Source organism: Anaerobacillus alkaliphilus, assembly GCF_004116265.1.
GTDB lineage: Bacteria > Bacillota > Bacilli > Bacillales > Anaerobacillaceae > Anaerobacillus > Anaerobacillus alkaliphilus.
Genome location: NZ_QOUX01000032.1, coordinates 100,146 through 125,776, shown reverse-complemented (window position 1 = coordinate 125,776; position 25,631 = coordinate 100,146). Strand labels below are relative to the sequence as shown.

Below are 25,631 nucleotides of genomic sequence, written 5' to 3'. Positions count from 1 at the left end.
AATTGTATTTTACGCTAGTTTTCAAGAAGATAAATCAGTCTCTCGACTGAAAAAAGCTTGAGAAAGTAACTTTCTCAAGCTTACGTTGTTATCGCCTGAATTCGCGCTTCCATTCGCTCGCGATCACGCTCTAAAATTGGTTTTAAATATTGACCTGTATACGAATCAGGTGTTGCTGCTACATCCTCAGGTGTTCCTGTAGCTACAATCGTACCACCTTTGTCGCCGCCTTCTGGTCCTAAGTCAATAATATGGTCGACAGTCTTGATCACGTCAAGATTATGCTCAATAACTAAAACCGTATCACCTTGGTCGACAAGTCTTTGCAACACTTTTAAGAGACGGTCAATGTCATCGACATGAAGCCCAGTCGTCGGCTCATCTAAGATGTAAATGGTTTTGCCAGTGGAACGACGATGCAATTCAGCAGCAAGCTTAACACGTTGCGCTTCACCACCCGATAAAGTTGTTGCTGGTTGACCTAATTTCATATAGCCTAAGCCAACATCAAGGAGCGTTTGAACCTTCCGTTTGATTTTTGGAATGTTTGCGAAAAATTCGACGCCATCCTCAACCGTCATATCGAGAATTTCAGAGATCGTTTTGCCTTTGTAAGTGATATCAAGTGTTTCACGGTTATAACGTTTTCCATGACAAACTTCACAAGGGACATAAACATCAGGCAAAAAGTGCATTTCGATTTTAATAATCCCATCACCACGACACGCTTCACAACGGCCACCTTTGACGTTAAAAGAGAAACGACCTTTTTTATAGCCACGAACCTTTGCTTCATTTGTCATCGCAAAGACGTCACGAATATCATCAAAAACACCGGTATAGGTAGCCGGGTTTGAACGAGGTGTTCGACCGATCGGTGATTGATCAATATCAATAACCTTATCGATATGCTCTAAGCCAAGCACTCCCTTATGCTTCCCTGGTTTTTCTTTTGTTTTATATAGGTTCTGTGCGAGTGACCGGTATAAGATATCGTTAATTAACGTACTTTTCCCTGAACCTGATACACCAGTAACTGCGACAAACACTCCTAGTGGCACTTTGACCGTGACATTTTTCAAGTTATTCTCTGATGCGCCTTTGACTTCTAAGAACCGTCCATCTGACTTTCGACGTTCTACAGGTAGGGCAATAAATTTTTTCCCGGAGAGATATTGGCCAGTAAGCGAATTTGGATCTTCCATAATTTCCGCTGGAGTTCCTTCCGCCGTAATCATTCCCCCGTGAACACCTGCGCCTGGTCCGATGTCAATAATGTAGTCGGCAGCCATCATCGTATCTTCATCATGCTCAACAACAATCAGTGTGTTTCCGAGATTACGCATATGTTCTAACGTCGCAATCAAACGGTTGTTATCTCGTTGATGCAGTCCAATTGATGGCTCGTCTAAAATATAGAGAACACCCATTAATGAAGAGCCGATTTGCGTAGCTAAACGAATTCGCTGCGCTTCGCCACCAGACAAAGTACCAGCTGCTCGAGAAAGAGACAGATAGTCTAGACCAACATTGATTAAGAAACCTAGTCGTTCATTGATTTCTCGTAAAATTAAGCGAGCAATTGCTTGTTCTTTTTCAGTTAACGTTAATGTTTCAAACACCTGCTGCGCGTCTTTAACGGACAAGGCAGTAATTTCACTAATATGTCGATCGTTAATCAACACTGCTAGACTTTCTTTTTTCAGACGGTTTCCTTTACAAGTCGGGCAAGGCTTTTGAGCCATGTACCCTTCCATTTGTTCACGAATATAGTCCGAGCTTGTTTCCTTATAACGACGAGCAAGGTTGTATAACACACCTTCAAACTCAATTTCATTTTCACGAATGTGACCAAACTCATTTTCGTAGCGAAAATATATTTTTTCACCATTGCTTCCAGCGAGAACTTTTTCAAGTAAATGTTTAGGGATCTGCTCGATTGGTACATCCATATCAATCCCGTAATGATCACAAACACTCGTCAACAGCTGTGGGTAATATTGTGAACTTGTCGGCTCCCAAGCGGAAATCGCACCTTCTCGTAGTGAGCGTGTCCAGTCGGGAATCACCAATTCTAAATCTACTTCTAGCTTCGTCCCTAACCCGTCACATGATGGACAAGCGCCAAACGGGCTATTAAACGAGAACATTCTAGGCTCAAGCTCACCAATCGAAAATCCACATTGTGGACAAGCATGATGCTGACTAAATAACAGCTCTTCGCCGTCAATCACATCAATCATCACTCGGCCGTCAGCAAGATTTAATGCCGTTTCAAGCGAATCTGCCAGCCGCGTTTCAATTCCCTCTTTCACGACAATCCGGTCAATGACCACTTCAATATTATGTTTCTTATTTTTATCTAATTGAATATCTTCTGCTACTTCGTGCATTTCTCCGTTTACACGCACACGGACAAACCCTTGTTTTTTGATATCTTCAAACGTTTTGACATGCTCCCCTTTACGCCCGGAAACAATTGGTGCAAGGATCTGCATTTTCGTTCGCTCAGGAAAGGCCATAATTTGATCGACCATTTGTTGGATCGTTTGTGATGAGATCTCAATCCCATGCTTTGGACAAACCGGGCGACCGATACGTGCGTATAGAAGACGCAAATAGTCATAGATTTCCGTTACCGTTCCTACAGTTGAACGGGGATTACGAGATGTCGTTTTTTGATCAATCGAAATCGCCGGTGATAAACCCTCAATGGCGTCAACATCCGGCTTGTCCATTTGACCTAAAAATTGGCGTGCGTACGCTGAAAGCGATTCAACGTAACGCCTTTGTCCTTCTGCATAAATGGTGTCAAAAGCTAAAGATGACTTACCTGAACCAGACAAGCCTGTTAGGACAACAAGCTTGTCACGAGGAATTGTCACATCAATATTCTTTAAATTGTGTGACCTTGCCCCTTTTACCACAATATTTTCTAAAGCCATGTATCAATGTCACCCTTCCGCTTTTAACTCAATTATTAAATCACGAAGTTCGGCTGCTCGTTCAAAGTTCAACGCTTTAGCAGCCTCTTTCATTTCAACTTCCATACGTTCAATGACAGCTGCTCGCTCTTTTTTGCTTAGCTTCGTCATTGGTGCTGCTGTGTACTCCTCGTCAGTTTCAGCTGCCATTGTTGCTTTAATAAGGTCTGGAATTGCCTTTTGGATCGTTGTCGGCACAATTCCGTGTACACGATTGTATTCTTCTTGAATCGCTCGACGGCGATTGGTCTCTTTGATCGCAATATCCATCGAGTTCGTTATTTTATCCGCATACATAATTACGTGACCTGAGGAATTACGAGCCGCACGACCAATCGTTTGGATTAACGAGCGTTCTGACCGTAAAAATCCTTCTTTGTCCGCATCTAAGATCGCAACCAACGAAACTTCTGGGATATCTAAACCTTCACGAAGAAGATTGATACCAATCAGAACATCAAACGTGCCCATACGTAGTTGACGGATAATTTCAATTCGTTCTAACGTTTTAATTTCTGAATGTAAGTAACGGACCTTGATCCCCAACTCTTTTAGATAATCGGTTAAATCCTCTGACATTTTCTTCGTTAACGTCGTTACGAGGACACGCTCATTTTTTTCGGAGCGATCGCGAATTTCACCAATTAAATCATCAATTTGCCCGTGTATAGGTCGGATATCAATCGTTGGATCAATTAATCCAGTCGGACGGATGATTTGTTCAACCATTTTTGGCGTGTGCTCTAACTCATAAGGTCCTGGCGTGGCTGAAACGAAAATCGCTTGTTTCATTTTTTTCTCAAATTCTTCAAAGCGTAACGGACGGTTGTCCTTTGCAGACGGTAGACGGAAACCATGATCAACTAAGACTTGTTTCCGTGCTTGATCACCATTAAACATCCCGCGAACCTGTGGTAAGGTAACATGGGACTCATCGACAACAATCAGGAAATCTTCAGGAAAGAAGTCAAGCAACGTGTAAGGAGTGGCACCAGGTTCACGTAATGTTAAATGTCTAGAGTAGTTCTCAATTCCGTTACAGTAACCCATTTCCATCATCATCTCGATGTCATAGCGAGTGCGTTGTTCAAGTCGTTGTGCTTCTAGCAACTTGCCATTTTCATTGAGTTCTTTCAGTCGTTCTACTAATTCCGCTTCTATTTGAACGACGGCTTTTTTCAGCTTCTCTTCACGAGTAACGAAGTGGGATGCCGGAAAAATCGCAATATGGTTTCGCTCACCCAATATTTCTCCAGTGAGAGCATCGACTTCAGTCATCCGATCAATTTCATCACCAAAAAACTCGACACGAATACAATGCTCATCTTTGGAGGCAGGAAAAATCTCCACGACATCTCCGCGAACACGGAACGTACCGCGTGTAAAATTGATGTCATTGCGATCGTATTGAATATCCACTAAATCACGTAAAAGTTGATTTCGATCTTTTTCCATTCCCGTACGTAAGGAAACGACAAGATCACGATATTCTTCTGGCGACCCTAAACCGTAAATACACGAAACACTGGCGATGATAATGACATCTTGCCGCTCAAACAACGAACTAGTAGCAGAGTGACGTAGCTTATCTATTTCATCGTTAATACTGGCATCTTTTTCGATATACGTATCAGAGTGAGCGATGTAAGCCTCTGGTTGATAGTAATCATAATAAGAGACAAAGTATTCTACCGCATTTTCTGGAAAAAACTGTTTAAACTCACTATAGAGCTGTCCTGCTAGGGTTTTGTTATGAGCAATGACAAGGGTTGGTTTATTCACTTCTTTAATGACATTTGAAATCGTAAATGTTTTACCAGTTCCGGTCGCACCAAGTAGGGTTTGCATTTGCTTACCATCTTTGATGCCCTGGACTAATTCACTTATTGCATTGGGCTGATCACCTTGTGGCTCATATTTTGAAACAAGCTGAAATTGCTCCAAAGTCGACCCCTCCATTTTTGAAATTTTAGTGAACGAATTTCGTATGTATGTAGTTAGTATCTTTGAAAAGTATGATTAAATCCGCTTTTTTCAGTATATCACAAGCATATCATATTCAAACATCGTTTGCGAACATATATTCCTCCTGTGATAAAAAACACATTCGACAAAAAGGGGGCATGCTACACTAAGGACGTAGTAAACAATATTGATCAATTGTTTATATAAAAAACTATTTTAGATACTATATTAGCGGAGGAATGACAAATGGCAAAGCTATTGAATTGGACACCAGAAAACGAACAGTTCTGGGATAAGGAAGGTAAGAAAATTGCCAATAAGAATTTAGGAATTTCAGTTTTTGCACTTATTTTAGCGTTTTGCGTATGGCAGCTTTGGTCAGTAACAGCAGTACGTTTAAATGATGTCGGTTTTAATTTTACCAAGAGCGAATTATTCACACTAGCCGCTTTACCTGGATTAACAGGAGCAACACTTCGATTAGTATATACATTTTTACCTAGTATTTTAGGCGGTAAGAAAACAACTTTATTAACAACTGGGGTATTATTAATTCCAGCGATCGGGATCGGGTTTGCCGTACAAAACCCTGAAACACCATATTCGATGATGGTATTATTAGCAGCACTTTGTGGATTGGGCGGAGGTAACTTAGCTTCTTCTACTGCAACATTAAATCCATTTTTCCCAAAAAAGAATAAAGGTACAGCAAACGGGATTAACGTAGGGATCGGAAACCTTGGGGTATCGGTTGTACAATTTGTGACTCCGATCATTATTGGGGTTGGCTTTATCGGAGCTTTTATTGGTGGCGCACAAATTATGCCTGACGGAAGAGAAGTATATATTCAAAACGCAGCCTTTATCTGGGTTATTCCAATTATAGTTGCTTTCTTCTTAGTGTTATTTTTCATGGATGAACCACCAGTCGTAAAACAAAGTATTGGTGCACAGTTATCAGTATTAAAGCTTAAGCACACATGGGTAATGGCTTGGTTGTACATTATGTGCTTCGGTTCGTTCATCGGATTTGCAGCAGCATTTCCATTACTCATTCGTTCAGAATTTCCTGAGATTAACGCCGTATCATTTGCTTTCTTAGGACCTTTCGTTGGGGCAACCATTCGTCCTTTCGGTGGTTGGTTATCTGATAAAGTAAACAGTGGTTCGAAAGTAACATTCTGGGTAATTGTCAGCATGATCCTTGCTACCAGTGGTGTTGTGTATTTCTTACAGGCTCATAATTTCACTGGCTTCTTGATCATGTTCCTAATATTATTTGCAGCAACAGGGATTGCCAATGGATCGACATTTAGAATGGTACCGTTTATCTTTAACGAAAAATCAGTTGCCCCTGTTTTAGGATTAATCGCTGCGTTTGCAGCTTATGGAGCATTCTTCATTCCGAAAATCTTTGGTTGGTCAATTGATACAACTGGCACAGCTGACTTAGCATTATATATCTTTATCGGATACTATGTTGTGAGCTTATGGGTTTGTTGGAACTGGTATACAAAGAGAAATTGTGAAATTAAGTGTTAGTTTGAAGGATAGTCGCTTAGGCGACTATCTTTTTTTGTGGTTGGGCTGCTTTTTGGATGAGTAATTCACGAATTGATGGTTTGCGGACAGAGGGGCGCTTATTTCATGTAATTTGAGCTTTTTTCGATTTTCGCGGACTCAGTGGACCCTATTTGACTAAAAACAGGTCTGAAACACTCTAGATGACCTAAATAAGCGCTTTTGAGTCCGCTTGAGCTCTAGAATTACGTTTTTTGCTAAAATAACGGCCCTGGTGTCCGCAAACGAGTCTGGCTAACCTGCTAAATTAAAAAACATTGAGTAAGTTACTCAATGTTTTTACACCCCACGATTTTTCTTTTGTATTCGAAGGGAAGCTATGTAGCCGCCTGCTATCGAGATGGCACCCGCAACGATCACGGGGATCGGCTGATCTAAGCCATTAAACGCAAATATAACAACCATTAATGTTACTGCAAGCGCTCCTACTTTGCTATAAGATACTCTTGTAAAGAATAGCATCATGATGAATGGAAGAATGAGCGCTAAAAATATATTGAGCATTCGAGTTTTCCTGCTCCTTCCAGCTAAATTTCAGGTGCAAATACTTACACCTAGATTACGTTTTCCTGAGGTAACTGCTCTAGTTGAACGAACAGTAAGCCAATCTGATAATGTTCGCCATCATATAAAGCCGTTTGGGCAAAACGGATTTCGCCTTGGCTATCAATAATTTCTAATTTACAAAAAGCAGAGTTATGCTGCAATGCTTCGTAAAATTGTTGCGGTGATGTGACTCGAATTCCATTAACCTTTGTAACAACTTCTCCAACGTTCACCTTCATTTTTTCAGCAGGTGAACGGGGAATGACACCTAAGATCACGAGTCCATTTTCCCTTTGGGTGTACATATTCACTTCTTTGTCTTCTCGAAGCTTTAGAAGAGTCGCAACTGTCTCTCTACCAATGATTGCTGCAATAGCAACAATTGGAATCAACATTGATATGTACAAACTTAGCACACTTAACGCTAACACAATGACTCCCACAAGCAAAACTTTTTTCCCATTGTTTATAATAGCATGAATAGGGAGCGTACTACGAATCACTTGCTGAAAACCTATCGCAAATGGGATTGCGAGAACTCCTAGTTGGGAAAATTCGATGTTTAATAATGGCCAATATTCTGTTGTTAAAATCGGCCCTGCTGGCAATAGAAAAAAGATTGGTAAAATCCAGATTCGTTTCGCCTCATGAACACCAATCGTCTTTCCTCGTTTACTCTTTAGCAACTGAGGTGAGGTCTGCTTAGAACCATTTTTCAAGATCAAAAAAGCTTCGGTGATCATGAGCAAGCTAATTAGTAAGGCTAGTCCACCTAAATGTACCGTATGAATTTCCGAAATCCAGCGATCAACCATCGCTAATCCGGTAGTAACCTCTGGTAAAACAAGAGCAATAAGGAGGGTTAATCCCCCTGTGTATGCCGGAGAGAGTAAGCGGGCTTGTCCAGTCAACATAATCACTACATGAACAATTGCGGACAACACCATGACTCCAATTGGGATGACAATCCCAAACCCAATAATAAAGCTTGATAGTAGTAACCCGGCTAGTAAACTCGGAAACAATGGAACAAGAAGATCGTCGACAATGTCATAAACACGAGTATGAAAATCGTTACGTTCACGTTGTACACGCTTATATCCTAAAAATAACGTAAACAATAGAAGTAGATAAAATAATGGATGTAGAAAAAAGAAGCCGATTCCTTTTAATAGTTCAATGCCTACTGCGTAAAAATCCAACCTTTTCAGCCTCCTTAAAAACATACTTACCTACATTATACCGAGTTTGGCTGAAAATTACATTTATTTTTTCAGGAAAAAAAGAGGCTAACAAATGTCAGCCCCTCATCATCATTTATCTTTGTAGGATCATTTCGATTGCCGTGTTTAATTGGCGATCATTTTCCTTTTTACGTACTTCTTCAATGATTCTACTTTGAAGTTTTTCTGCTGTTTCCTTATCAATCTCACCAGTCGCTTCAAGATCGTTTGTGCGTTGGAAGGCGATGACTGCTTTTTCAGTCTGGCTACCAAAATAACCATCTACACGTCCTGGTTCTAAACCTAACCCTTTTAACATCACTTGAGCGTTTTTGATTTGTTCATTCATCATATCAAACTTTAACGGCTCTTCTACATTTACTGGTGAAGCATAGAAGAAATCAGGTTGCATCACAGGTACAGTTGGTTCTACCCCAACCTCATTAATATTGTTACCTGCAGATGTTAACCAACGATAAAGAGTTAACTTTATTTCACTGCCGTCGCCCATTTGTAATGCTTGTTGAACTGTTCCCTTACCAAACGTTGTTTCACCAACGACATCATGCCCGCCAGCTTCTTTTAACGCTGCTGCTAAAATTTCTGACGCAGAGGCACTACCTTTGTTAATTAACGTGATAATTGGGTAATCTTTTTCTTCTTTTAACGAAGAAAGGTAACGTTCACGGTCCCCTGCACGATTTTCAATTTGAACAATCGGTTTACCACCTGGAACAAGTAGATGACCAATTTCTTGAACACTTCGTAAATAACCGCCTGGGTTTCCACGAACATCAATAATTAAACCTGCAATGCCTTGAGCTTCAAATTCACTTAGTGCTTTTGCAAAGTCTCTCGCTGTTCCTTCAGAGAAAGAGGTTATTTCAATTAACGCTACCTTTTGACCGTCGCGTTCAATTAATGAAGTACGAATGGTTTCAATTGGTATATCATCTCTAGTGACCGCAAAATCAATTGGATCTGTGACACCTGGTCGTTCAATCGTTAAGTTGACTACCGTCCCTTTTTCACCACGAATTTTCAAGACTGCTTCATATAACGATAAACCTTCAATTCCTTCACCATCAATTTTCAAAATTTGGTCGTTTGGACGTAAGCCAGCTTTTTCAGCTGGGGAATTACGGAATGGAGCTACGATCGTTACTCTTCCGTTCGTCATACTAACTTCTGCGCCAATTCCTTGAAAATGTGAATCCAATGAGTCCATAAACTGTTTGGCTGTTGCTTGATCCATGTAAACTGAATACGGATCATTAAGAGTTTCTAGCATACCTTGGATCGCGCCTTCTAGTAGCTTCTGGCCTTCTACTTCTTCTACATAGCTTTCACTAATGATCTGATAGGCCTTGCTAAACTTTGCTAGAACATCATCCATTGTTACAGGCTTGGTTTCTACTGTAGGTTGTTCAACGTTCTTCTCTACTACCTCTTGCGTTACTTTTGGGGCAACAGAGTCAAACAGGGTCATCGCAGAGTATGTTCCACCGACACCTATTAGGAAAGCTAAGAAAATAAATAGTGCAATCGATTTGCTGTTATTATACATAGTTTCACCTCGTTTTTTACGGAAAAGGCATTACATCAAGTATTTATGACGCAATGCCTTTCTATCATCAATAGTATATGACGAGCTATTCCAATATAGAATGTAAAAATTCGTTTAACTAACTTTACACTATCAATTTGAAATTATCAAACAATATTATCTTGGAATGTATCGAAGTGGATCTACTGAATTCGACTTCGCCCCATTCCAAGGACCTTCATGAACTTCAAAGTGTAAATGCGGTCCAAATGATCGACCAGTGTTACCCATATACCCTAATAGCTGTCCTTTTTCCACCCGTTGTCCATCAGAAACAAAACGATTTTCCAAGTGAGCATACAAAGTTGTGATAACTTGTCCCTCAACGTTATGAGAAATCATCACCGTATTTCCATAAGAGGCTGAGTAATACGAACGAATGACGGTACCAGCTTCAACAGCAACAACGTGAACATCACCAGATCGTCCACCTTTTCCAATGTCAATCCCATGGTGCATGCTCCCCCAACGCCAACCATACGGTGACGTGATACTACCAGTCGTTGGACGCATAAATGTTCCAGCGGCTGTTACAGGTGGCGCTGCATGAGTTTGTCCACTACGAGCTGCCTCTTCAGCTTGACGTTTCCGCTCTTCTTCTAATCGTTTTTGACGCTCCTGCCATGCAATTAGCTCTTGTTGCATCGCTTTTTCCTGAGCAGCAAGAATTTCATCTGCCTCCTCAAGCTCTCCTAATTCAGCATGAAGTTGCCCTTCCTGCGTTTTCAATTGAGCCATCAGACGGTCTTTTTCCTTGCGTTGTTGCTCTAGTGTCGCTTTTAATCCTTCTAGCTCCGATAATTGATCCTCTAATGCAATCAACTCATCTTCCATCTGCGCTTTGGCTGCCTCAACAGCTAGCTTATCATTATGATGAGCTTCTAAGATATTACGGTCTTGCTGAGCAATCGTACTTAAAGCTGAAATTCGATTTACTAGATCACCAAAGCTTCTCGCTCCAAGAATTACTTCTAGATAGTTTACCGATCCACCATTCTTGTACATTGAACGAACACGACTTTTTAATAAATCATCACGTTCAGCAATTCGCTCTTCTAATTGTTGGATCTCAAGCATCAAATCTTCAATTCTCTCTTTTGTACTCTCAATCTCTTTATCTTTTTCACGAATTTGTTGATTTGTTGTTGCTGTTTGATGGTCAATAACTTTAATTTCATCATTCAACAGTTTCATTTTTTGTTCAATTGCTTTAATTTCTTTTTCCTTTTGATCTAGCTCTGACTGATTTTCTTCACGTTCCTCTTGGATTGATTTGATCTTCTTTTTCAAAGTCGAATTTGCCTCAACATGATCAGTTCCAAGCGTCGTTAGAAAACTTCCAGCCGCTAGTAGTAAGATTGTAAAAACAAGAAAAACTCTACGCTTCATATTCCCGGTTTCCTCCTCTAAAAAAATCGAGTTGGTGTCTTGTAATTTCCTCCGTGTCTATACCTGGTGTCTATTAAACTTTTAAAAACTTTCTAACTGATGTCATACTTCCCCAGATACCAATGAAGGCACCAATCCCGATCAGAATACCACTAACTTGATATACTAGAGGGTCCATCGGAAGTAAATCAATAAACATAAATTCTAGTTTTTGACCAACGCCATCATAGAGCTTGTTGTATCCAAATGCTAAAACACCGACTGGAATTAACGAACCAATAACACCAAGAAATAGCCCTTCAATAAAAAATGGCCAGCGGATGAAACCGTTCGTTGCTCCAACAAGCTTCATAATTCGAATTTCTCTTTTACGAGCAATAATTGTTAGCTTAATTGTGTTTGCAATTAGAAACATTGTGGTAAACATTAAACCAATGATAAGAAAAAGTCCCACTTGTCTAGCAAAGCCAGTAAAGGCAAACAGCTGCTCAACAACATCTTTTCCATAACCAACTTCTTCAACATAAGGAAAAGGTTCGATACGGTTAGCAATTCCTTCTGTTTGTTGCGGTAACACAGCTCGTACTACAAACACGTCGTAGAGAGGATTTTCAGAACGAAGTGTTTCAAATATCTCACCTTGTTCTCCCAAGCTTTCGATAAACTGCTCTAACCCTTCTTCTTTCGGAAGATAGGTGACTGTGTCTACATTGGGTACTCGTTCAATCCGTTTACGAAGCTCTTCTTGTTGCTCTGGAGTTGCTGTTAAGTCAATAAAAACCCTAACCTCTACATCTTCTTCAACAGAGGTTGCAAAGTGGTTTAAATTTAAAATTAATAAAAGAAACACACCTACAATTAAAAGCATAATTGCAACGGCACTAATCGAAGCAAATGTCATCCAGCCATTTCGTGCTAGATTTTTGATCCCTTCTTTCACGTGACGAAAGAGCGTTCTACCTTTCATAGCCGTATAACCCCCTTGCCTCGTCACGGGCAATACGCCCACCTTCAATCGCAATTACACGTTTGCGAATCGTATTTACGATTTCTTTATTGTGTGTCGCCATCACAATCGTTGTGCCTCTGTTATTAATTTCTTCTAGTACTTTCATAATCCCCCAAGAAGTGTCTGGATCTAGGTTCCCAGTAGGTTCATCGGCAATTAACAAGGCTGGATTGTTGACGATTGCTCTGGCAATTGCTACACGCTGCTGTTCTCCCCCCGAAATCTCGTGCGGATAAAATCTCGCTTTATTTTTCAGATGAACGATTTCTAACACATTCATCACACTTCGTTTAATCGTTGATCTTGGTTCTTCGATAACTTCTAAGGCAAATGCTATATTTTCATATACAGTTAACTGAGGTAATAGTTTAAAATCCTGAAACACAATCCCAAGACTACGTCGTAAAATAGGAATACGACTTTCTTTTATTTTGCCAAGGTTGAAGTTGTTAACAACAACGGTTCCTTTAGTTGGTTTTTCTTCACGGTACATTAATTTAATGAACGTCGATTTCCCTGCCCCACTCGGCCCAACTACGTAGACAAATTCTCCTTTGGAAATGGACACATCAATACCATTGATGGCCATGACACCATTAGGATAGGTCTTCCAAACATCTTTCATTTCTATCATGGCTTTCACTTCCTTATGTTGTTGCAGAATATCTCTTTATTCTACAAGATCTAGTATTCTATCTATATATATTTTACAGTATTAAACAATTTTGTACAGTAAACGTCTCAAACTTCATTATATCATCATTAATCTACAAAATAAGCTGAAAAATATTACATTTTTATTTCAGGGGAAAATAGTGCTATAACTACAGGTCTTTATAGAGGAGGAAATCTTGACGATCTTTAGAACGACAGCAGTTCCGTTATTTTCTTGAAAAAGACCGTTTTTTTGATTTCGAGGACACAGATTCCGTTATTATGCGTTTTTTGGGACACTTTGCACCCAAAAATAAAGAAATAACGTACCTGGCGGCCGCGAAAATTAGAAAATGATGTTTTTAGCCGATATAACGGAATACATTTCCTCGAACTAAAATTCGAAGCTAAAAAAAATCTTTGGACACCAATTCAGTTTCTGATAACGCGGACAAAGATACCGCTTTTGCTCCTTTTCACAGTGACAAAAATTCACACTTGCCGCGATAACAAAAAATCCCCTAGCATGACTACTAAGCTAGGGGATTTTTTATCTATTTAATTAGTAAACACCAAATCTTCAAAATTAATCGCATTGTCAATGATTTCTTGTGGTATTTTAATAGATTTTATACTATTAATATTACTGAATTTAGCCGTCATTTTTTGCGTCATTTTCAATTTTTCACCATCAATCGCAATTGTTAGTTTTGTGATTACTTCCGAAGTAAGAGGGAAGAATGTTTTTTTATCGTAGTAGGTGACAGCCTCAAATTCGTCAATTGTGATCATATCAAAGATATTAATTTCTTCGTCTTCCCCCATAAGTGGAAGTAGCATATCGAGGACATCTTCCATCATTGCTGCAAAGCCTTCATTTGTAAGCTTCATTTTCATTACATAGTGGTTTTCTGTTTCAACCGCAACAACTTCTTGGAGATAATTGATCATCATTTCATATTGTGCTAGTGGGTCATTGCTTATAGTTGCCGTTAATTCATCTAAGTTAGTAAGGAATTCATCTGGATATTTCACCCACATACCTATTGAAGGGTCATGAATGTAATAACCTTCCTTTGTTAAGTACTCTTCGCTCACTACCTTTTCTCCTAGAAGAGTCATGGTTGAGTTCGTATGCATTTGCATTGGCTCAACAATAAAATCGCCTTTTACCCTAATATTAAGATCTACTTTTTCTCCTGCCATTTCCATTAGCTGTTGAATGACCATCTCAGTTGTGTAGCTGTTTAATGTTACAGAATTTACTTTTTGCATTAATAAGCTTTCTAACGTTGTAATATTCACTGTATGTTTAGCTTGATCCCAAGTAACTTTTCCACTTAGGCCCTCCGCTACAAATCGTAAAGGAACGAAAGTACGATTGTTGATTAACTGTGCTGGTTCAGAAAGCTTTATTTGCTTTCCATTCACAACAGCTACATCACTACCAATTGTTAATTTAATTTTTGTAGATAGCTTTTCTAAAGTGATTGATTGTGTTTTCTGCTCCCACGTTACTTTTGCACCTAGCTTTTCAAAAATCCCACGCAACGGCACTAATGTACGACCATTCTTAATCATCGGACTTACAGCTAATGTTTGAACTTTACCATCAATAACTACTTTTACAGGTTGTTGTGCATGCCCCATTCCTGGAAAAAGTAATGTAAACAACAAAACAAATAATACAGTTAATTTAATTAATTTTTTCATTTCTACCTCCTAGAATTTTTATCATTTCAACCGTCTGCAAAATAAGTTTAATAAGTCATCATATTCCCCCTTTTTAACAACTACTATTATACTCCAGAATCTACCATAAAGTTTCATAATTTTTCCAAAATAAATAATCTCCTACCCACATTTGGATAAGAGATTTGACTACTACTGTTTTGAAATCCATTCAGCAAGGTTCTCAGCGGCTTCACCTGTGATCATATCTTTAGGCATAACCCCAGGACCTTCTTGAATTGCTGTTAAAACTTTTTCTTTTGCTAAACCACTGATTGGGCGGTCTAACCCAGCTCCACCCTTGCTACCTTGTAAGTCGGAACCATGACAAGCAGCACATACTTTGTAGTCGTTCGCAGCTTTTTCAGCGTCAAAACCTCCAGTTGAGGCGGAGTCATTTGCATTTGCACCACCACAGGCTGCTAGTATAAACATCGTACCAAGTATAACAATCATTAATTTTTTCAATTTGATTACCTCCCCAGGTAAAAATCCACTTTTTCTCTCTATACCTTAATACTATTAAGCGGAGTAAGGGATATCAAGTTGAGGAAATGAAAATTTTGTAAACTTTTACTGAGCTGCAATCCAAACGGCTAGGTTTTCTGCTTCTTCTCCAGTAACTAATCTCGCAGGCATAAGACCTACACCTTCCATAATCGCCACATACATCTCTTCTTTTGAAATTCCTGTAATTGGGTATGGATAAGCGCCTCCACCTTGTAGATTGCCACCATGGCAGGCAGCACATGACTTTTTGTAGGCCGCTTGAGCTCTTGCTTCGTCGTACGTATCAGGTAAAGAAATCTCAGAAACATCTAATTGTGCATCTGGAGTATTGCCTCCACAAGCTACTAACAAAAATATAAGGCTTATAAATAGTAATTTCTTCATGTTGTTGTCCCCTTTCAAAAAATAACTATAGTTTAACTATACCGTTTGTTGAACGCTTTACCCAAAAACTTCATGAACGTTTCATGAAAAAAAATCTCCTATCCTATGGATAAGAGATTTTTGGTCGTTTTATTATTGAGCTGCAATCCATGCTGCTAGGTTTTCTTCTACTTCTGCACCGTCACGAACTAAACCTGCTGGCATCGTTCCTTGACCCTCACGTAGGATTGTTAAGATTTCTTCTTTCGTTAATCCTGTGCCTACTAATGTAGGAGCAGATGCACCTTGAAGATTGGCACCATGACAAGCTGCACATGATTGCTTATACGTTGCTTCTGCTGCTGTTGCATCAAATGAACCGGCAACTGCATCTGTTGCTGGTGTTTCTGCTGGAGCTGGAGTAGCAGGAGCTGCTTCATTACCTCCACCACATGCACCAAGAACTAGTGCTGCACCAACTAATACTGTAAGTAACTTTTTCATTTCTAAGACCCTCCCAGGCTTGTTTTTTTATATTCGCAAGGTTTAGTTTGTCCTTGCTTCTTTATTTCTAGTATCAATAGTATAAAATAATTCATGAATTAGCAAGTATTTCCTATTTTATTTCTTGAAGCCTTCCCCTAAAACTTCTGTAGCATTTGTTACAATTACAAACGCAGTTGGATCAATATTTTTAACAATCTGTTTCAATTTCGTGACTTCTGTTTGATTTACGACACACATCAGTACAGGACGCTTGTTATTCGTATAACCACCGTACCCTTCGAGCTTTGTTACACCTCGATCAACGTCTCTTAATAACCCTTGTTGAATATCTTCTTGTTTCTCAGAAATAATTAGGGCAATCTTCGCATAACCCACGCCCAATTGAACGAGATCAATCGTTTTTCCTGTAATGAATAAAGCAATGAGAGCATATAATGCCAATTCTATGTTAAAAACAAGCGCTGAAGTCAAAACAATTAAGCCATCAATGATAAAAATACAAGCACCTAAAGACAAGCCAGTATATTTATGTATGATCTGAGCTGCTAAGTCTGTTCCTCCTGTCGAAGAGTTCGAGCGAAAGACAATTCCTAGTCCAACCCCGACACCAATTCCCCCAAACAGAGCCCCTAGGAGCGGATCCAAGGTTACTGGCTCCATATCTCTTGTTACGAAAACGATTAATGGAATAAGAACCGTCCCCACTAACGTTTTCGCTCCGTACTTGAAGCCACCGAGGAGAACAATCCCCGCAACAAACAACGGTATATTAAATGCCCATTGTGTAAACGCTGGGGTAATTCCAAATACATCATAAACGATCGTACTGATACCACTTACCCCACCCGAAGCAATACGGTTTGGTAATAAAAATAAATTAAATGCTAATGCTACAAACACCGATCCAACCAAGACATGCGCATACTCCCATAATGTCTGTCTTAGCGGAGAGATCGGCTGTAGTAGACCTCTTCGTTTTCCGTTATTATTCATCGTAAACACCTACTTTATGAAATTCATGCCGTAAAAATCCTTCCGTAGTATAACACCTCTCTAAGAAATCTGTAAACGCGACCCTATTAACGCTTTAGCAGAGGAAATTACTTGGTGCGAGGCACTGTTCACTTGTGGTGCCAGGCAACTTTCGTGGACATTTTCATTTTATTGTCCATATGAGGAGGACGATTGTGAGTTTGGACTGTAAAGTACACAATTTGGACTGTAAATGGTCGATTTCCGCTCATAACTGTGTGAGTTTGGACTGTAAATGTCTTAGTTTGGACTGTAAAATTATTTTGCACGTCGAGATTAGTATGAAGATGTTTGTTTCGACTAATTTTTATAATAAAAACAATTGTAAAACAAATTAAAACTAGCTTTTTACAATAAAAAAAGAGCAATGACAGTGTCATTACTCTTAGCTTTTTATTTGTGAGCGTAAATATGCATCAATAAATGGATCGAGGTCACCGTCCATGACTGCTGAGGAGTTTCCAACCTCAAAATTGGTACGATGATCTTTCACAAGACTGTATGGATGGAAGACGTAGGATCGAATTTGGCTACCCCAACCGATTTCTTTTTGCTCACCACGAATTTCGTCTAATTCAGCTTTTTGCTCATCTAACTTCAATTGAAAAAGCTTTGCTTGTAACATTTTCATTGCCCGCTCCCGGTTCTTGATTTGCGAGCGCTCTGTTTGGCAAGTTACAACCGTGTTCGTTGGAATATGGGTAATTCTGATTGCCGAGTCAGTAGTGTTAATATGCTGCCCACCCGCTCCACTTGCGCGGTATGTATCAACCTTTAACTCATCTGGAGAGATATTAATTTCAATATCATCAGGAAGCTCAGGCATGACTTCGCACGAAACGAAAGAAGTATGACGTCGGCCAGACGCATCAAACGGTGAGATCCGTACTAAACGATGTACCCCTTTTTCCGCCTTCAAATACCCATACGCATTGTGCCCTTTAATTAACAGGGTCACACTTTTTACTCCAGCTTCATCGCCAGGTAGGTAATCAAGTGTTTCCACTTTAAACCCTTTCCGTTCGGCCCAGCGTGTGTACATACGTAATAGCATTGATGCCCAATCCTGAGACTCGGTACCACCAGCACCTGGGTGTAATTCTAAAATGGCATTATTTTTATCGTAAGGTTCACTCAATAAAAGCGTCAGTTCAAACTCATTCAAGTCATTAGCAAGTGCTTTCACACCGACTTCCAATTCTTTTTCCAAATCCGAATCTGGCTCTTCTTTCACTAGCTGGTAAGACACATCTAAATCGTCATAGCGTTCCTGCAAGCTTAAATAGTTATCTACCTGCTCCTTCAAACCATTTGACTCATTAATAACTTCTTGAGCCTTTTGTTGGTCATCCCAAAACGTCGGGTCAGTCATTTTTTCCTCAAGCTCCGCAATTCGTTCTTGCTTTACTTCAAGGTCAAAGTGACCCCCTAAAGTCCGCTAATCGCTTAGCCATCATTGTAAGCTCTTGTTTTATTTCGACAAGTTCCATGTAAACCACCTTTTATAATTGTTAATTGTCAATTTTGAATTGTGAATTGGAATGAGGGCTTAGCCTTCGAAGCCTCACCCCCACGATAATTCATAATTCATAATTGATTTTAATTTCTCCCACAACACTGTTTATATTTTTTGCCGCTTCCACAAATACAAGCTTCGTTACGACCAATCGTTTCACCTTTACGAACTGGTTTCTTTTTGTCTGGCTCTTTGCCTGAGCTTGCGTGAACTGCTTTTCCTTCAGCCACTTGCTTACGCTCTAGATTTTGCTCGATTTGTGCCTTCATGATATAGGTTGCTACCTCTTCTTCGATTGAAGCGATCATTTCCTCAAACATCTGGAAGCCTTCAAAACGGTATTCACGTAATGGGTCATTTTGACCATAAGCCCGCAGATGAATACCTTGACGAAGCTGATCCATTTGGTCGATGTGGTTCATCCACTTTGTATCAACAGAACGAAGTAAAATTACTTTCTCAAATTCACGCATTCTTTCCTCTTGGAAGTCAGCTTCTTTTTGATTGTAAGTTTCTTTTACTTTTTCCATGATCAATTCGATCATTTCCTCAGGATCTTTGCCTTTTAGATCCTTTTCAGTAACATCACCTTCATTAAGCACTGTACCCTTCACATAATCAGCAATCGCTTTTACGTCCCAGTCCTCATGAACCTGATCTTCCGGTGTATGAACATGAACATTACGTTCTACCGCAGATTTAATCATATTTTCAACAATGTCACGAACGTTTTCAGACTCAAGAACTTCTAAACGCTGCTTATAGATGATCTCACGTTGCTCACGCATAACATCGTCATATTGTAAAATTTGTTTACGAGCATCGAAGTTGTTACCTTCCACTCGTTTTTGTGCCGTCTCAACAGCACGGCTGACTAATTTACTTTCAATTGGAGCATCGTCCATTCCAAGTCTTTCCATCATAGCTTTCATATTATCTGAACCGAAACGACGCATAAGCTCGTCTTCCATCGATAAATAAAATTGCGATGAACCTGGATCTCCTTGACGACCAGCACGTCCACGAAGCTGATTATCGATACGACGAGACTCATGGCGCTCGGTTCCAAGAACGTGTAATCCGCCTATTTCTACTACTCCTGCGCCAAGCTTGATATCCGTACCACGACCAGCCATGTTAGTGGCAATTGTTACTGAACCTTTTTGTCCAGCGTTTTCGATAATTTCGGCTTCTCTTTCATGGTTCTTCGCATTTAACACATGGTGTTGAACGCCTTTCTTTTTTAACAAAGTAGAAATTAATTCAGATGTTTCAATGCTAACCGTACCAACAAGCACTGGTTGACCAGTTTTGTGAAGCTCGGCAATTTCATTAACAACCGCTTTAAACTTTGCTTCCATTGTTTTAAAAATTAAATCAGGACGATCGTCACGGACAACTGGTAAATTCGTTGGAACAACCATTACATCCATTCCATAAATATTACGGAACTCTTCTTCCTCTGTTTTCGCTGTACCAGTCATCCCAGCAAGCTTTTGGTACATACGGAAGTAGTTTTGGAACGTAATCGTTGCTAGCGTCATACTTTCGCGTTGGACAATTAATCCTTCTTTTGCCTCAATCGCTTGGTGAAGTCCGTCAGAATAACGACGACCTTTCATCAGACGACCCGTAAATTGGTCAACGATGACCACTTCACCGTCTTCTACAACATAATCTGTATCACGGTGCATAACCACATGAGCTTTTAACGCTTGGTTAATGTGGTGATTTAACTGAACATGCGTTGAATCATACAGGTTCTCGATGCTAAACGCATTTTCAGCTTTTGTTACTCCATCTTCTGTGAGCTGGACATTCTTTGTTTTTTCATCATACGTATAATCAACTTCTTTTCGAAGCGTGCGAACAAAAGAGTTAGCCACTTGATAAAGCTTCGTCGATTTTTCCGCTGAACCTGAAATAATTAACGGAGTACGTGCTTCGTCAATTAAAATTGAGTCAACCTCATCGACTAAAGCAAAATGTAGTGGTCGTTGCGCCATTTGCTCTTTGTAGATAACCATGTTATCACGTAGGTAATCAAAGCCAAATTCATTGTTCGTTCCATATGTAATGTCACACGCATAAGCGTCACGCTTTTCCTCTTTTGAGAGACCACTCACGTTTAAACCAACTGTTAGTCCTAAAAAGTTATAAAGTTGCCCCATCATTTCAGAGTCACGACGAGCTAAGTACTCATTGACAGTAACAACATGTACGCCTTTACAAGTAATCGCATTTAAATAAACTGGAAGTGTCGCTACTAACGTTTTCCCTTCCCCTGTCTTCATCTCCGAGATATTTCCTTCGTGTAGAACAATTCCCCCAAGTAACTGCACTGGATAATGGCGCATATTCAATACACGTTTAGATCCTTCACGTACAACAGCAAATGCCTCTGGCAAAATAGCTTCTAACGATTCGCCGTCTTGGAAACGTTTTTTGAATTCTTCTGTTTTTTGACGTAGACCATCATCTGAAAGCTTGGCGAAGTCGCTTTCGAGAGCTTCGATTTGATCCACAGTCTTTTGCATTTTTTTCAATTGACGTTGGCTCGGATCACCAATCACTTTTTTCAGAAAACCTATCATTTAGACTGCTCTCCTTTACGGGAAAATAAATTCCCTTTCTTTTGTAGAAAAACTTGCGAATATGGTATAAGTAAATAATTTCCTGATTTCAAGACTCCGCTTTAATTTTAACAGTTTAGAGTGTTTGATACAAGGATTGGAGTGTACAAGCTATAGTATGTATGAAAAGAGAGCACAGCTACTGCTGCGCCCTCTATAAATCGTATGTTTATTGTGGTTCAATAATGCCATAACGGCCATCTTTACGACGGTATACTACGTTTGTATCGCCATTTACAGAATTGGCGAATACGAAGAAGTTGTGACCTAGCATATCCATTTGAAGAATTGCTTCTTCAGCGTCCATTGGCTTTAATGAAAAGCGCTTCGTACGAACGATTTCTAGTTCATCTTCATCTTCAAAAGTCGGTACATTTTCCACTTCACTGCGGAACATATATTTTAAACTGCCTTCTTGACGGAATTTTCTATTTACCTTTGTTTTATGCTTGCGAATTTGCCTTTCAAGCTTTTCAACAACAAGATCAATCGCTGCATACATATCAGTATGAGTTTCCTCAGCTCTTAAAAGTAATTGAGGCATTGGAATAGTGATTTCAATGATCTGCTGGTTGTTGATTACTTGCAGGTTTACATGAACTGGTGAAGTTGGGGTCTCGTCGAAATACCTCTCAAGCTTGCCCACCTTCTTCTCTACGTAATTCCTAATTGCTGGAGTTACTTCAATGTTTTCACCACGAATGTTAAAGTTCATATAAACTCCTCCTTTCTCTTATGTATCTAATATTCTACATACCCTTGCCAGAATCCTTTAAAACCTTCTTAATCCTAAAAAAAAATTGGAAATTGTGAACAATACGTTAACTCTTAAGGCTCTTTCCGTAAACTTGTGGAAAAACCACAATTGCTATTAAGATACATGTCAAACAACGAAAACAGCCTAACTGAAACAGCAAACTTATTATTCACTAATAGTTTTCACATATTTATGGAAAAAAAGTCCTATTTAGACCGCTTACCGGTGAAGAATTGGTGAATTATTTTTTTAAATAAAGCTGTTTTCGCAAAGTTTATTGCTTTCGTAAAAATCCCAAAAGCCGGATAGTATGTATTGCTCTTTTCTTTCATAATTAGCTGATATCTTCATCTAGTGTATTTTTCCGATTACTTTAGGGTAAAAAGACAAAATGTTTATGAAAAGAGCCTTTAAATAAAAAACCCTGTCATTGACAGGGTTTTATTGCTCATATTCATTTCCCTTACTTAGTGCTATAGTAAAAAAATTACTTTTTATAATAACTTACCAAATTGGGAATGTGGCCTAGCGCTTTACAACGTTTGCAGCTTGAGGTCCGCGAGCTCCTTCAACGATTTCAAATTCAACTTCTTGTCCTTCTTCTAATGTTTTGAATCCGTCAGAGTTGATAGCTGAGAAGTGAACGAATACATCGTCTCCGTCTTCGCGCTCGATAAATCCAAAACCTTTTTCTGCGTTAAACCATTTTACTTTTCCTAACATACTTACACATTCCCTTCGTGTTTAAAATCATGTGGTAATTCATCCACAATTTAACTATAGCAACGGATGAAAACGTAGTCAAACTATTTTGTTTTTTCAATTTCGACAATTTTCAAACGGCAATTTTACTGTTTTTCCATAGAAATTTTTAACTCAAAAGTTTTTAATCAACAAAATATCCTAAGGAAAAAAACAGCTTTGTCGAAAATTATTTTAACTATTTTACGTATGAAATTGCTTGGCTCCCCATTTGTTGCCAAGCAGCCTTAAATTGTTCCTTTAAAATTGGGCGATTTACTTCTTTTGATGTTGGGTCGTTAAAATAAACGTATCTTTCGTCGAAACCCGTAATAAGCACGGCATGCTGGTAAGGAGTTACCTCAATTTCCCCTGATGGTGTCACTATTTTTTGAAAGGAACTCTCTGGCAAGGTTCTAAATTGAGTATGAATAAGTGCCCAAACAGGAATTCCCTGATGGATCGGATGTAAAATATCTTCAAACTCAGCTCCAGTCATATCCACCATTTTTTCAGGCAAAAAATTTTCTGCTAACTCTAGAATCGGCTTGTGAAAAACACCTATTCCTGGCTGGTTTGTTGAATAGATGTTTCCTACAAACCCGTCATTGGGATGCCCGTAAAAAATCCTCTCACCGTCTCTACTTAATGGTGTTTGATCCTTCCTAATTAATGCAGCTAGTTCTAGCTTGCGCACTTTAACTCCAGCATAGTTTAGCAACATTGTTAAACTAGTGACTTCCGAGCCCCTAGCTAATTCCGGTAACTGTAAGATTAAAGGCACCTGAATGATTGTCGACGGAATATCATTCGTTTCATCCCAAGCCAAGGTTTCGAAGAAATAAACCGGGACAGGACTTCCCAGAGATCTTGAAAAGGCTACTGCCTCTGAGAACGTTGGAAAATAGGTAACCTGATCATTCGCCTTTACAACGTAAGGCTTTTCCTCTGTAATTACTTCTTCTACTTCCTCTTTTGTAAATGGGTTGCCACCCAAATATACGTAAACTCCACCTCCAACAAATGCAAGGAGCAGACTAAAAGAAAGAATAGCTCGACCAACTAGTTTTTCTGTTCCTACCATTTTTGCAATCACATAAATTGCTATAAAAGAAATGACGATAATTGCCCCAATTCCTATATATAAAATGTCCATAAATTCTCCTTATTTTTAAAAAAATCATCTTGTTATTGGATAAATCTTCCGTTAAAATATTCTTAGCTTCGACTCTCTTCTTCAAAAACAGCACTTCCTCGACAATTACTTCTATTTTATCAAACTTTTCATCCTGAATGGAGCTTTTGAATGGTAAAAAAACACCCTGTTTGGTTTCCAGGAGCCATATATCATGTCAGTTGCTTTGGCACGTGGAATGAGAGCATTTTTTTTGATGAAAAGGATTATATTTATTATTTATCAAGTGTAGAAAATGTTCGTTACCAATTTCCCTTTTACCTTCATTCATACTGCCTCACTTCACACCAAGTTCACCTATTAATAGAAACAATTCATGTACCTCTGCAAGATGTGATTACTTCTATTAACTCCGAGTATCTCCACTATTTTCAAGATAAGTATCCATGCTTGCTCGAACCAACACATCATGATTTTGCTACATTAATTGATTCTGTCGCTAGTTTTCTTAAGGCTAGTAGATCAATTCATCTTGCTTCAATTGGTCATAGTCAGGAATTAAAAGACTATCGTTGGAGTAGCTATCCATCCTTTATTAGTAAAATCCCAAACGATCATGTAGTAACTTCAAGAGTTTTAACCTATTTTCAATGTCCAAAAATGGACAATTATGCACTCTTTGTTGAAGGAGAAGAATTTGAAGCTAAATTTATCTATCACTGTTAAAGAGGAGGCTTTTCATGAATCAAGTTATTCTCACTGGTAGACTAGTTAAAGAACCTGAACTACATTACTCTAGCGAAGGAATTGGTGTCACCTCGTTCCACTTAGCAGTTAAACGTTCTTTCAAGAATGCAGAAGGAACATATGAAGCAGATTTCGTACCATGCGTCTCATTTCGTAGAACTGCAGAAAATATTGCAAGCTACTGCGACAAAGGCTCATTAGTCGCTTTATCTGGCCGCCTACAGACTCGAAGCTATGAAAATAAAGACCAAATAAAAATGTACGTAACCGAAGTCATTGTAGATAGTATCGAATTTTTACAAAAGAAACGAACCGACACTCCTAAAGAAAAGGCACTTGCTTAGAGGAGGAAGAGTCGTGCAACGAATTATTATAAATAAACGCCAACACTCTACTATCGAAGCACAGCTAGTCTCATTGAATAAGAAGTACGATGAGTTAAGAAGAAAAATGGAAGAACAACAACTAGAAAATATTCAAAGTGACGAATTATTGTTAAAGTATCTTCGTAAACATCTATAGGACGATAATTGTCGAGGGAAATTGTCCAAAAATGTTGATTTATGTCATTCGTGTGAAATCGTACGAAATACCCAGTAATTCTTGTAAAATTCTGTTGAAATTACTATATTGAACAAATAAAATGAAATCGTATAGAAAACTAAATATCAAAGGAAATTGTAGCAGCAAGCGTATTTTCGACTTAGATCAAATTTCTAATCGCCATACTCAATTACTTGGCCGCTTTCCGTCCTTTAGTACCATAGTCCTCCTCAAACATCCCATCCTCTTAGGACTATGACACTAAGGGACGAAAACAGAACAAGGGTGGGATACTCTTTTTTAAAGGCTCTTTTCGTACACATTGCTCCTGCGGTTACTCGCTTTTTTACCCAATATAATCGAAAAAATACCCTAGATGAAGATAGTAGCCAATAAATTTAGTAAGAAAAAAGCAATACTTACTAAATTAGTGGTGAATTCTTAGTATCTTGTATGAAA

General features: G+C 39.1%; 22 protein-coding genes. 4 read left to right on the top strand and 18 right to left on the bottom strand.

Going from position 1 to position 25,631, the window contains the following annotated elements; all coding sequences use genetic code 11:
• Positions 1-80: 80 nt before the first annotated feature.
• Positions 81-2,945 (bottom strand): excinuclease ABC subunit UvrA, encoded by a 2,865-nt coding sequence (gene uvrA / locus DS745_RS09485; protein ID WP_129078015.1) that lies wholly within the window; start codon positions 2,943-2,945, stop codon positions 81-83.
• A 9-nt stretch (positions 2,946-2,954) separates the two neighbouring features.
• On the bottom strand, positions 2,955-4,943 hold the full coding sequence (gene uvrB / locus DS745_RS09480) for an excinuclease ABC subunit UvrB (protein WP_129078014.1): 1,989 nt from the start codon (positions 4,941-4,943) through the stop codon (positions 2,955-2,957).
• Positions 4,944-5,195: 252 nt separating this feature from the next.
• Between uvrB and DS745_RS09475 the strand changes: the two genes are divergently transcribed.
• Positions 5,196-6,491, top strand: a complete 1,296-nt coding sequence (locus DS745_RS09475; protein WP_129078013.1) for an MFS transporter — start codon at positions 5,196-5,198, stop codon at positions 6,489-6,491.
• Positions 6,492-6,809: 318 nt separating this feature from the next.
• Here the strand turns inward: DS745_RS09475 and DS745_RS09470 are convergent, their stop codons facing one another.
• From DS745_RS09470 to DS745_RS09395, 16 genes are all read right to left on the bottom strand, one after another.
• A complete protein-coding gene (locus tag DS745_RS09470) occupies positions 6,810-7,034 on the bottom strand; it encodes a DUF2198 family protein (RefSeq protein ID WP_129078012.1) in 225 nt (74 codons plus the stop codon).
• A 50-nt stretch (positions 7,035-7,084) separates the two neighbouring features.
• Positions 7,085-8,278: a PDZ domain-containing protein gene (locus tag DS745_RS09465; protein WP_129078011.1), complete on the bottom strand. Its 1,194-nt coding sequence runs from the start codon at positions 8,276-8,278 to the stop codon at positions 7,085-7,087.
• 115 nt (positions 8,279-8,393) lie between these two features.
• Complete coding sequence (locus tag DS745_RS09460) at positions 8,394-9,866, bottom strand: S41 family peptidase (protein WP_129078010.1); 1,473 nt, start codon at positions 9,864-9,866, stop codon at positions 8,394-8,396.
• 156 nt (positions 9,867-10,022) lie between these two features.
• The gene (locus DS745_RS25375; RefSeq protein ID WP_129078009.1) at positions 10,023-11,294 is read right to left on the bottom strand and encodes a murein hydrolase activator EnvC family protein; all 1,272 of its coding nucleotides are present in this window, start codon (positions 11,292-11,294) and stop codon (positions 10,023-10,025) included.
• A gap of 73 nt (positions 11,295-11,367) precedes the next feature.
• Entirely contained in the window at positions 11,368-12,261 is an 894-nt protein-coding gene (gene ftsX, locus DS745_RS09450; RefSeq protein WP_129078008.1) for a permease-like cell division protein FtsX, read from the bottom strand.
• Positions 12,251-12,937, bottom strand: a complete 687-nt coding sequence (ftsE, locus tag DS745_RS09445) for a cell division ATP-binding protein FtsE (protein WP_129078007.1) — start codon at positions 12,935-12,937, stop codon at positions 12,251-12,253. The genes ftsX and ftsE overlap by 11 nt, the downstream gene beginning before the upstream one ends.
• A gap of 578 nt (positions 12,938-13,515) precedes the next feature.
• Positions 13,516-14,670, bottom strand: coding sequence for a copper amine oxidase N-terminal domain-containing protein (locus DS745_RS09440; RefSeq protein ID WP_129078006.1), 1,155 nt, complete (start codon positions 14,668-14,670; stop codon positions 13,516-13,518).
• 171 nt (positions 14,671-14,841) lie between these two features.
• Positions 14,842-15,156: a c-type cytochrome gene (locus tag DS745_RS09435; protein WP_129078005.1), complete on the bottom strand. Its 315-nt coding sequence runs from the start codon at positions 15,154-15,156 to the stop codon at positions 14,842-14,844.
• Positions 15,157-15,261: 105 nt separating this feature from the next.
• Entirely contained in the window at positions 15,262-15,582 is a 321-nt protein-coding gene (locus tag DS745_RS09430; RefSeq protein ID WP_129078004.1) for a c-type cytochrome, read from the bottom strand.
• Between the two features lie 132 nt (positions 15,583-15,714).
• Positions 15,715-16,065 (bottom strand): c-type cytochrome, encoded by a 351-nt coding sequence (locus tag DS745_RS09425; RefSeq protein ID WP_129078003.1) that lies wholly within the window; start codon positions 16,063-16,065, stop codon positions 15,715-15,717.
• Between the two features lie 117 nt (positions 16,066-16,182).
• Entirely contained in the window at positions 16,183-17,061 is an 879-nt protein-coding gene (locus DS745_RS09420; protein ID WP_129078002.1) for a YitT family protein, read from the bottom strand.
• Between the two features lie 424 nt (positions 17,062-17,485).
• A protein-coding gene (prfB, locus tag DS745_RS09415; protein ID WP_129078001.1) for a peptide chain release factor 2 occupies positions 17,486-18,590 on the bottom strand; the annotation gives its coding sequence in 2 pieces (ribosomal slippage) (positions 17,486-18,517 and positions 18,519-18,590; 1,104 coding nt in all).
• Positions 18,591-18,699: 109 nt separating this feature from the next.
• The gene (gene secA / locus DS745_RS09410) at positions 18,700-21,210 is read right to left on the bottom strand and encodes a preprotein translocase subunit SecA (RefSeq protein WP_129078000.1); all 2,511 of its coding nucleotides are present in this window, start codon (positions 21,208-21,210) and stop codon (positions 18,700-18,702) included.
• Between the two features lie 208 nt (positions 21,211-21,418).
• Positions 21,419-21,964: a ribosome hibernation-promoting factor, HPF/YfiA family gene (gene hpf, locus DS745_RS09405; RefSeq protein WP_129077999.1), complete on the bottom strand. Its 546-nt coding sequence runs from the start codon at positions 21,962-21,964 to the stop codon at positions 21,419-21,421.
• Positions 21,965-22,531: 567 nt separating this feature from the next.
• Positions 22,532-22,729 (bottom strand): cold-shock protein CspD, encoded by a 198-nt coding sequence (gene cspD, locus DS745_RS09400; RefSeq protein ID WP_129077998.1) that lies wholly within the window; start codon positions 22,727-22,729, stop codon positions 22,532-22,534.
• A 217-nt stretch (positions 22,730-22,946) separates the two neighbouring features.
• Complete coding sequence (locus tag DS745_RS09395) at positions 22,947-23,903, bottom strand: C39 family peptidase (protein ID WP_129077997.1); 957 nt, start codon at positions 23,901-23,903, stop codon at positions 22,947-22,949.
• A gap of 150 nt (positions 23,904-24,053) precedes the next feature.
• On the opposite strand from DS745_RS09395, the gene DS745_RS09390 reads away from it, so the two are divergent.
• Genes DS745_RS09390 through DS745_RS24565 form a run of 3 tightly spaced genes read left to right on the top strand, consistent with a single transcriptional unit; the run spans position 24,054 to position 25,151 of the window.
• Complete coding sequence (locus DS745_RS09390; protein WP_129077996.1) at positions 24,054-24,608, top strand: hypothetical protein; 555 nt, start codon at positions 24,054-24,056, stop codon at positions 24,606-24,608.
• Positions 24,609-24,622: 14 nt separating this feature from the next.
• Positions 24,623-24,973, top strand: coding sequence for a single-stranded DNA-binding protein (locus DS745_RS09385; protein ID WP_129077995.1), 351 nt, complete (start codon positions 24,623-24,625; stop codon positions 24,971-24,973).
• A gap of 13 nt (positions 24,974-24,986) precedes the next feature.
• Positions 24,987-25,151, top strand: coding sequence for a hypothetical protein (locus DS745_RS24565; RefSeq protein WP_161568222.1), 165 nt, complete (start codon positions 24,987-24,989; stop codon positions 25,149-25,151).
• Positions 25,152-25,631 lie beyond the last annotated feature (480 nt).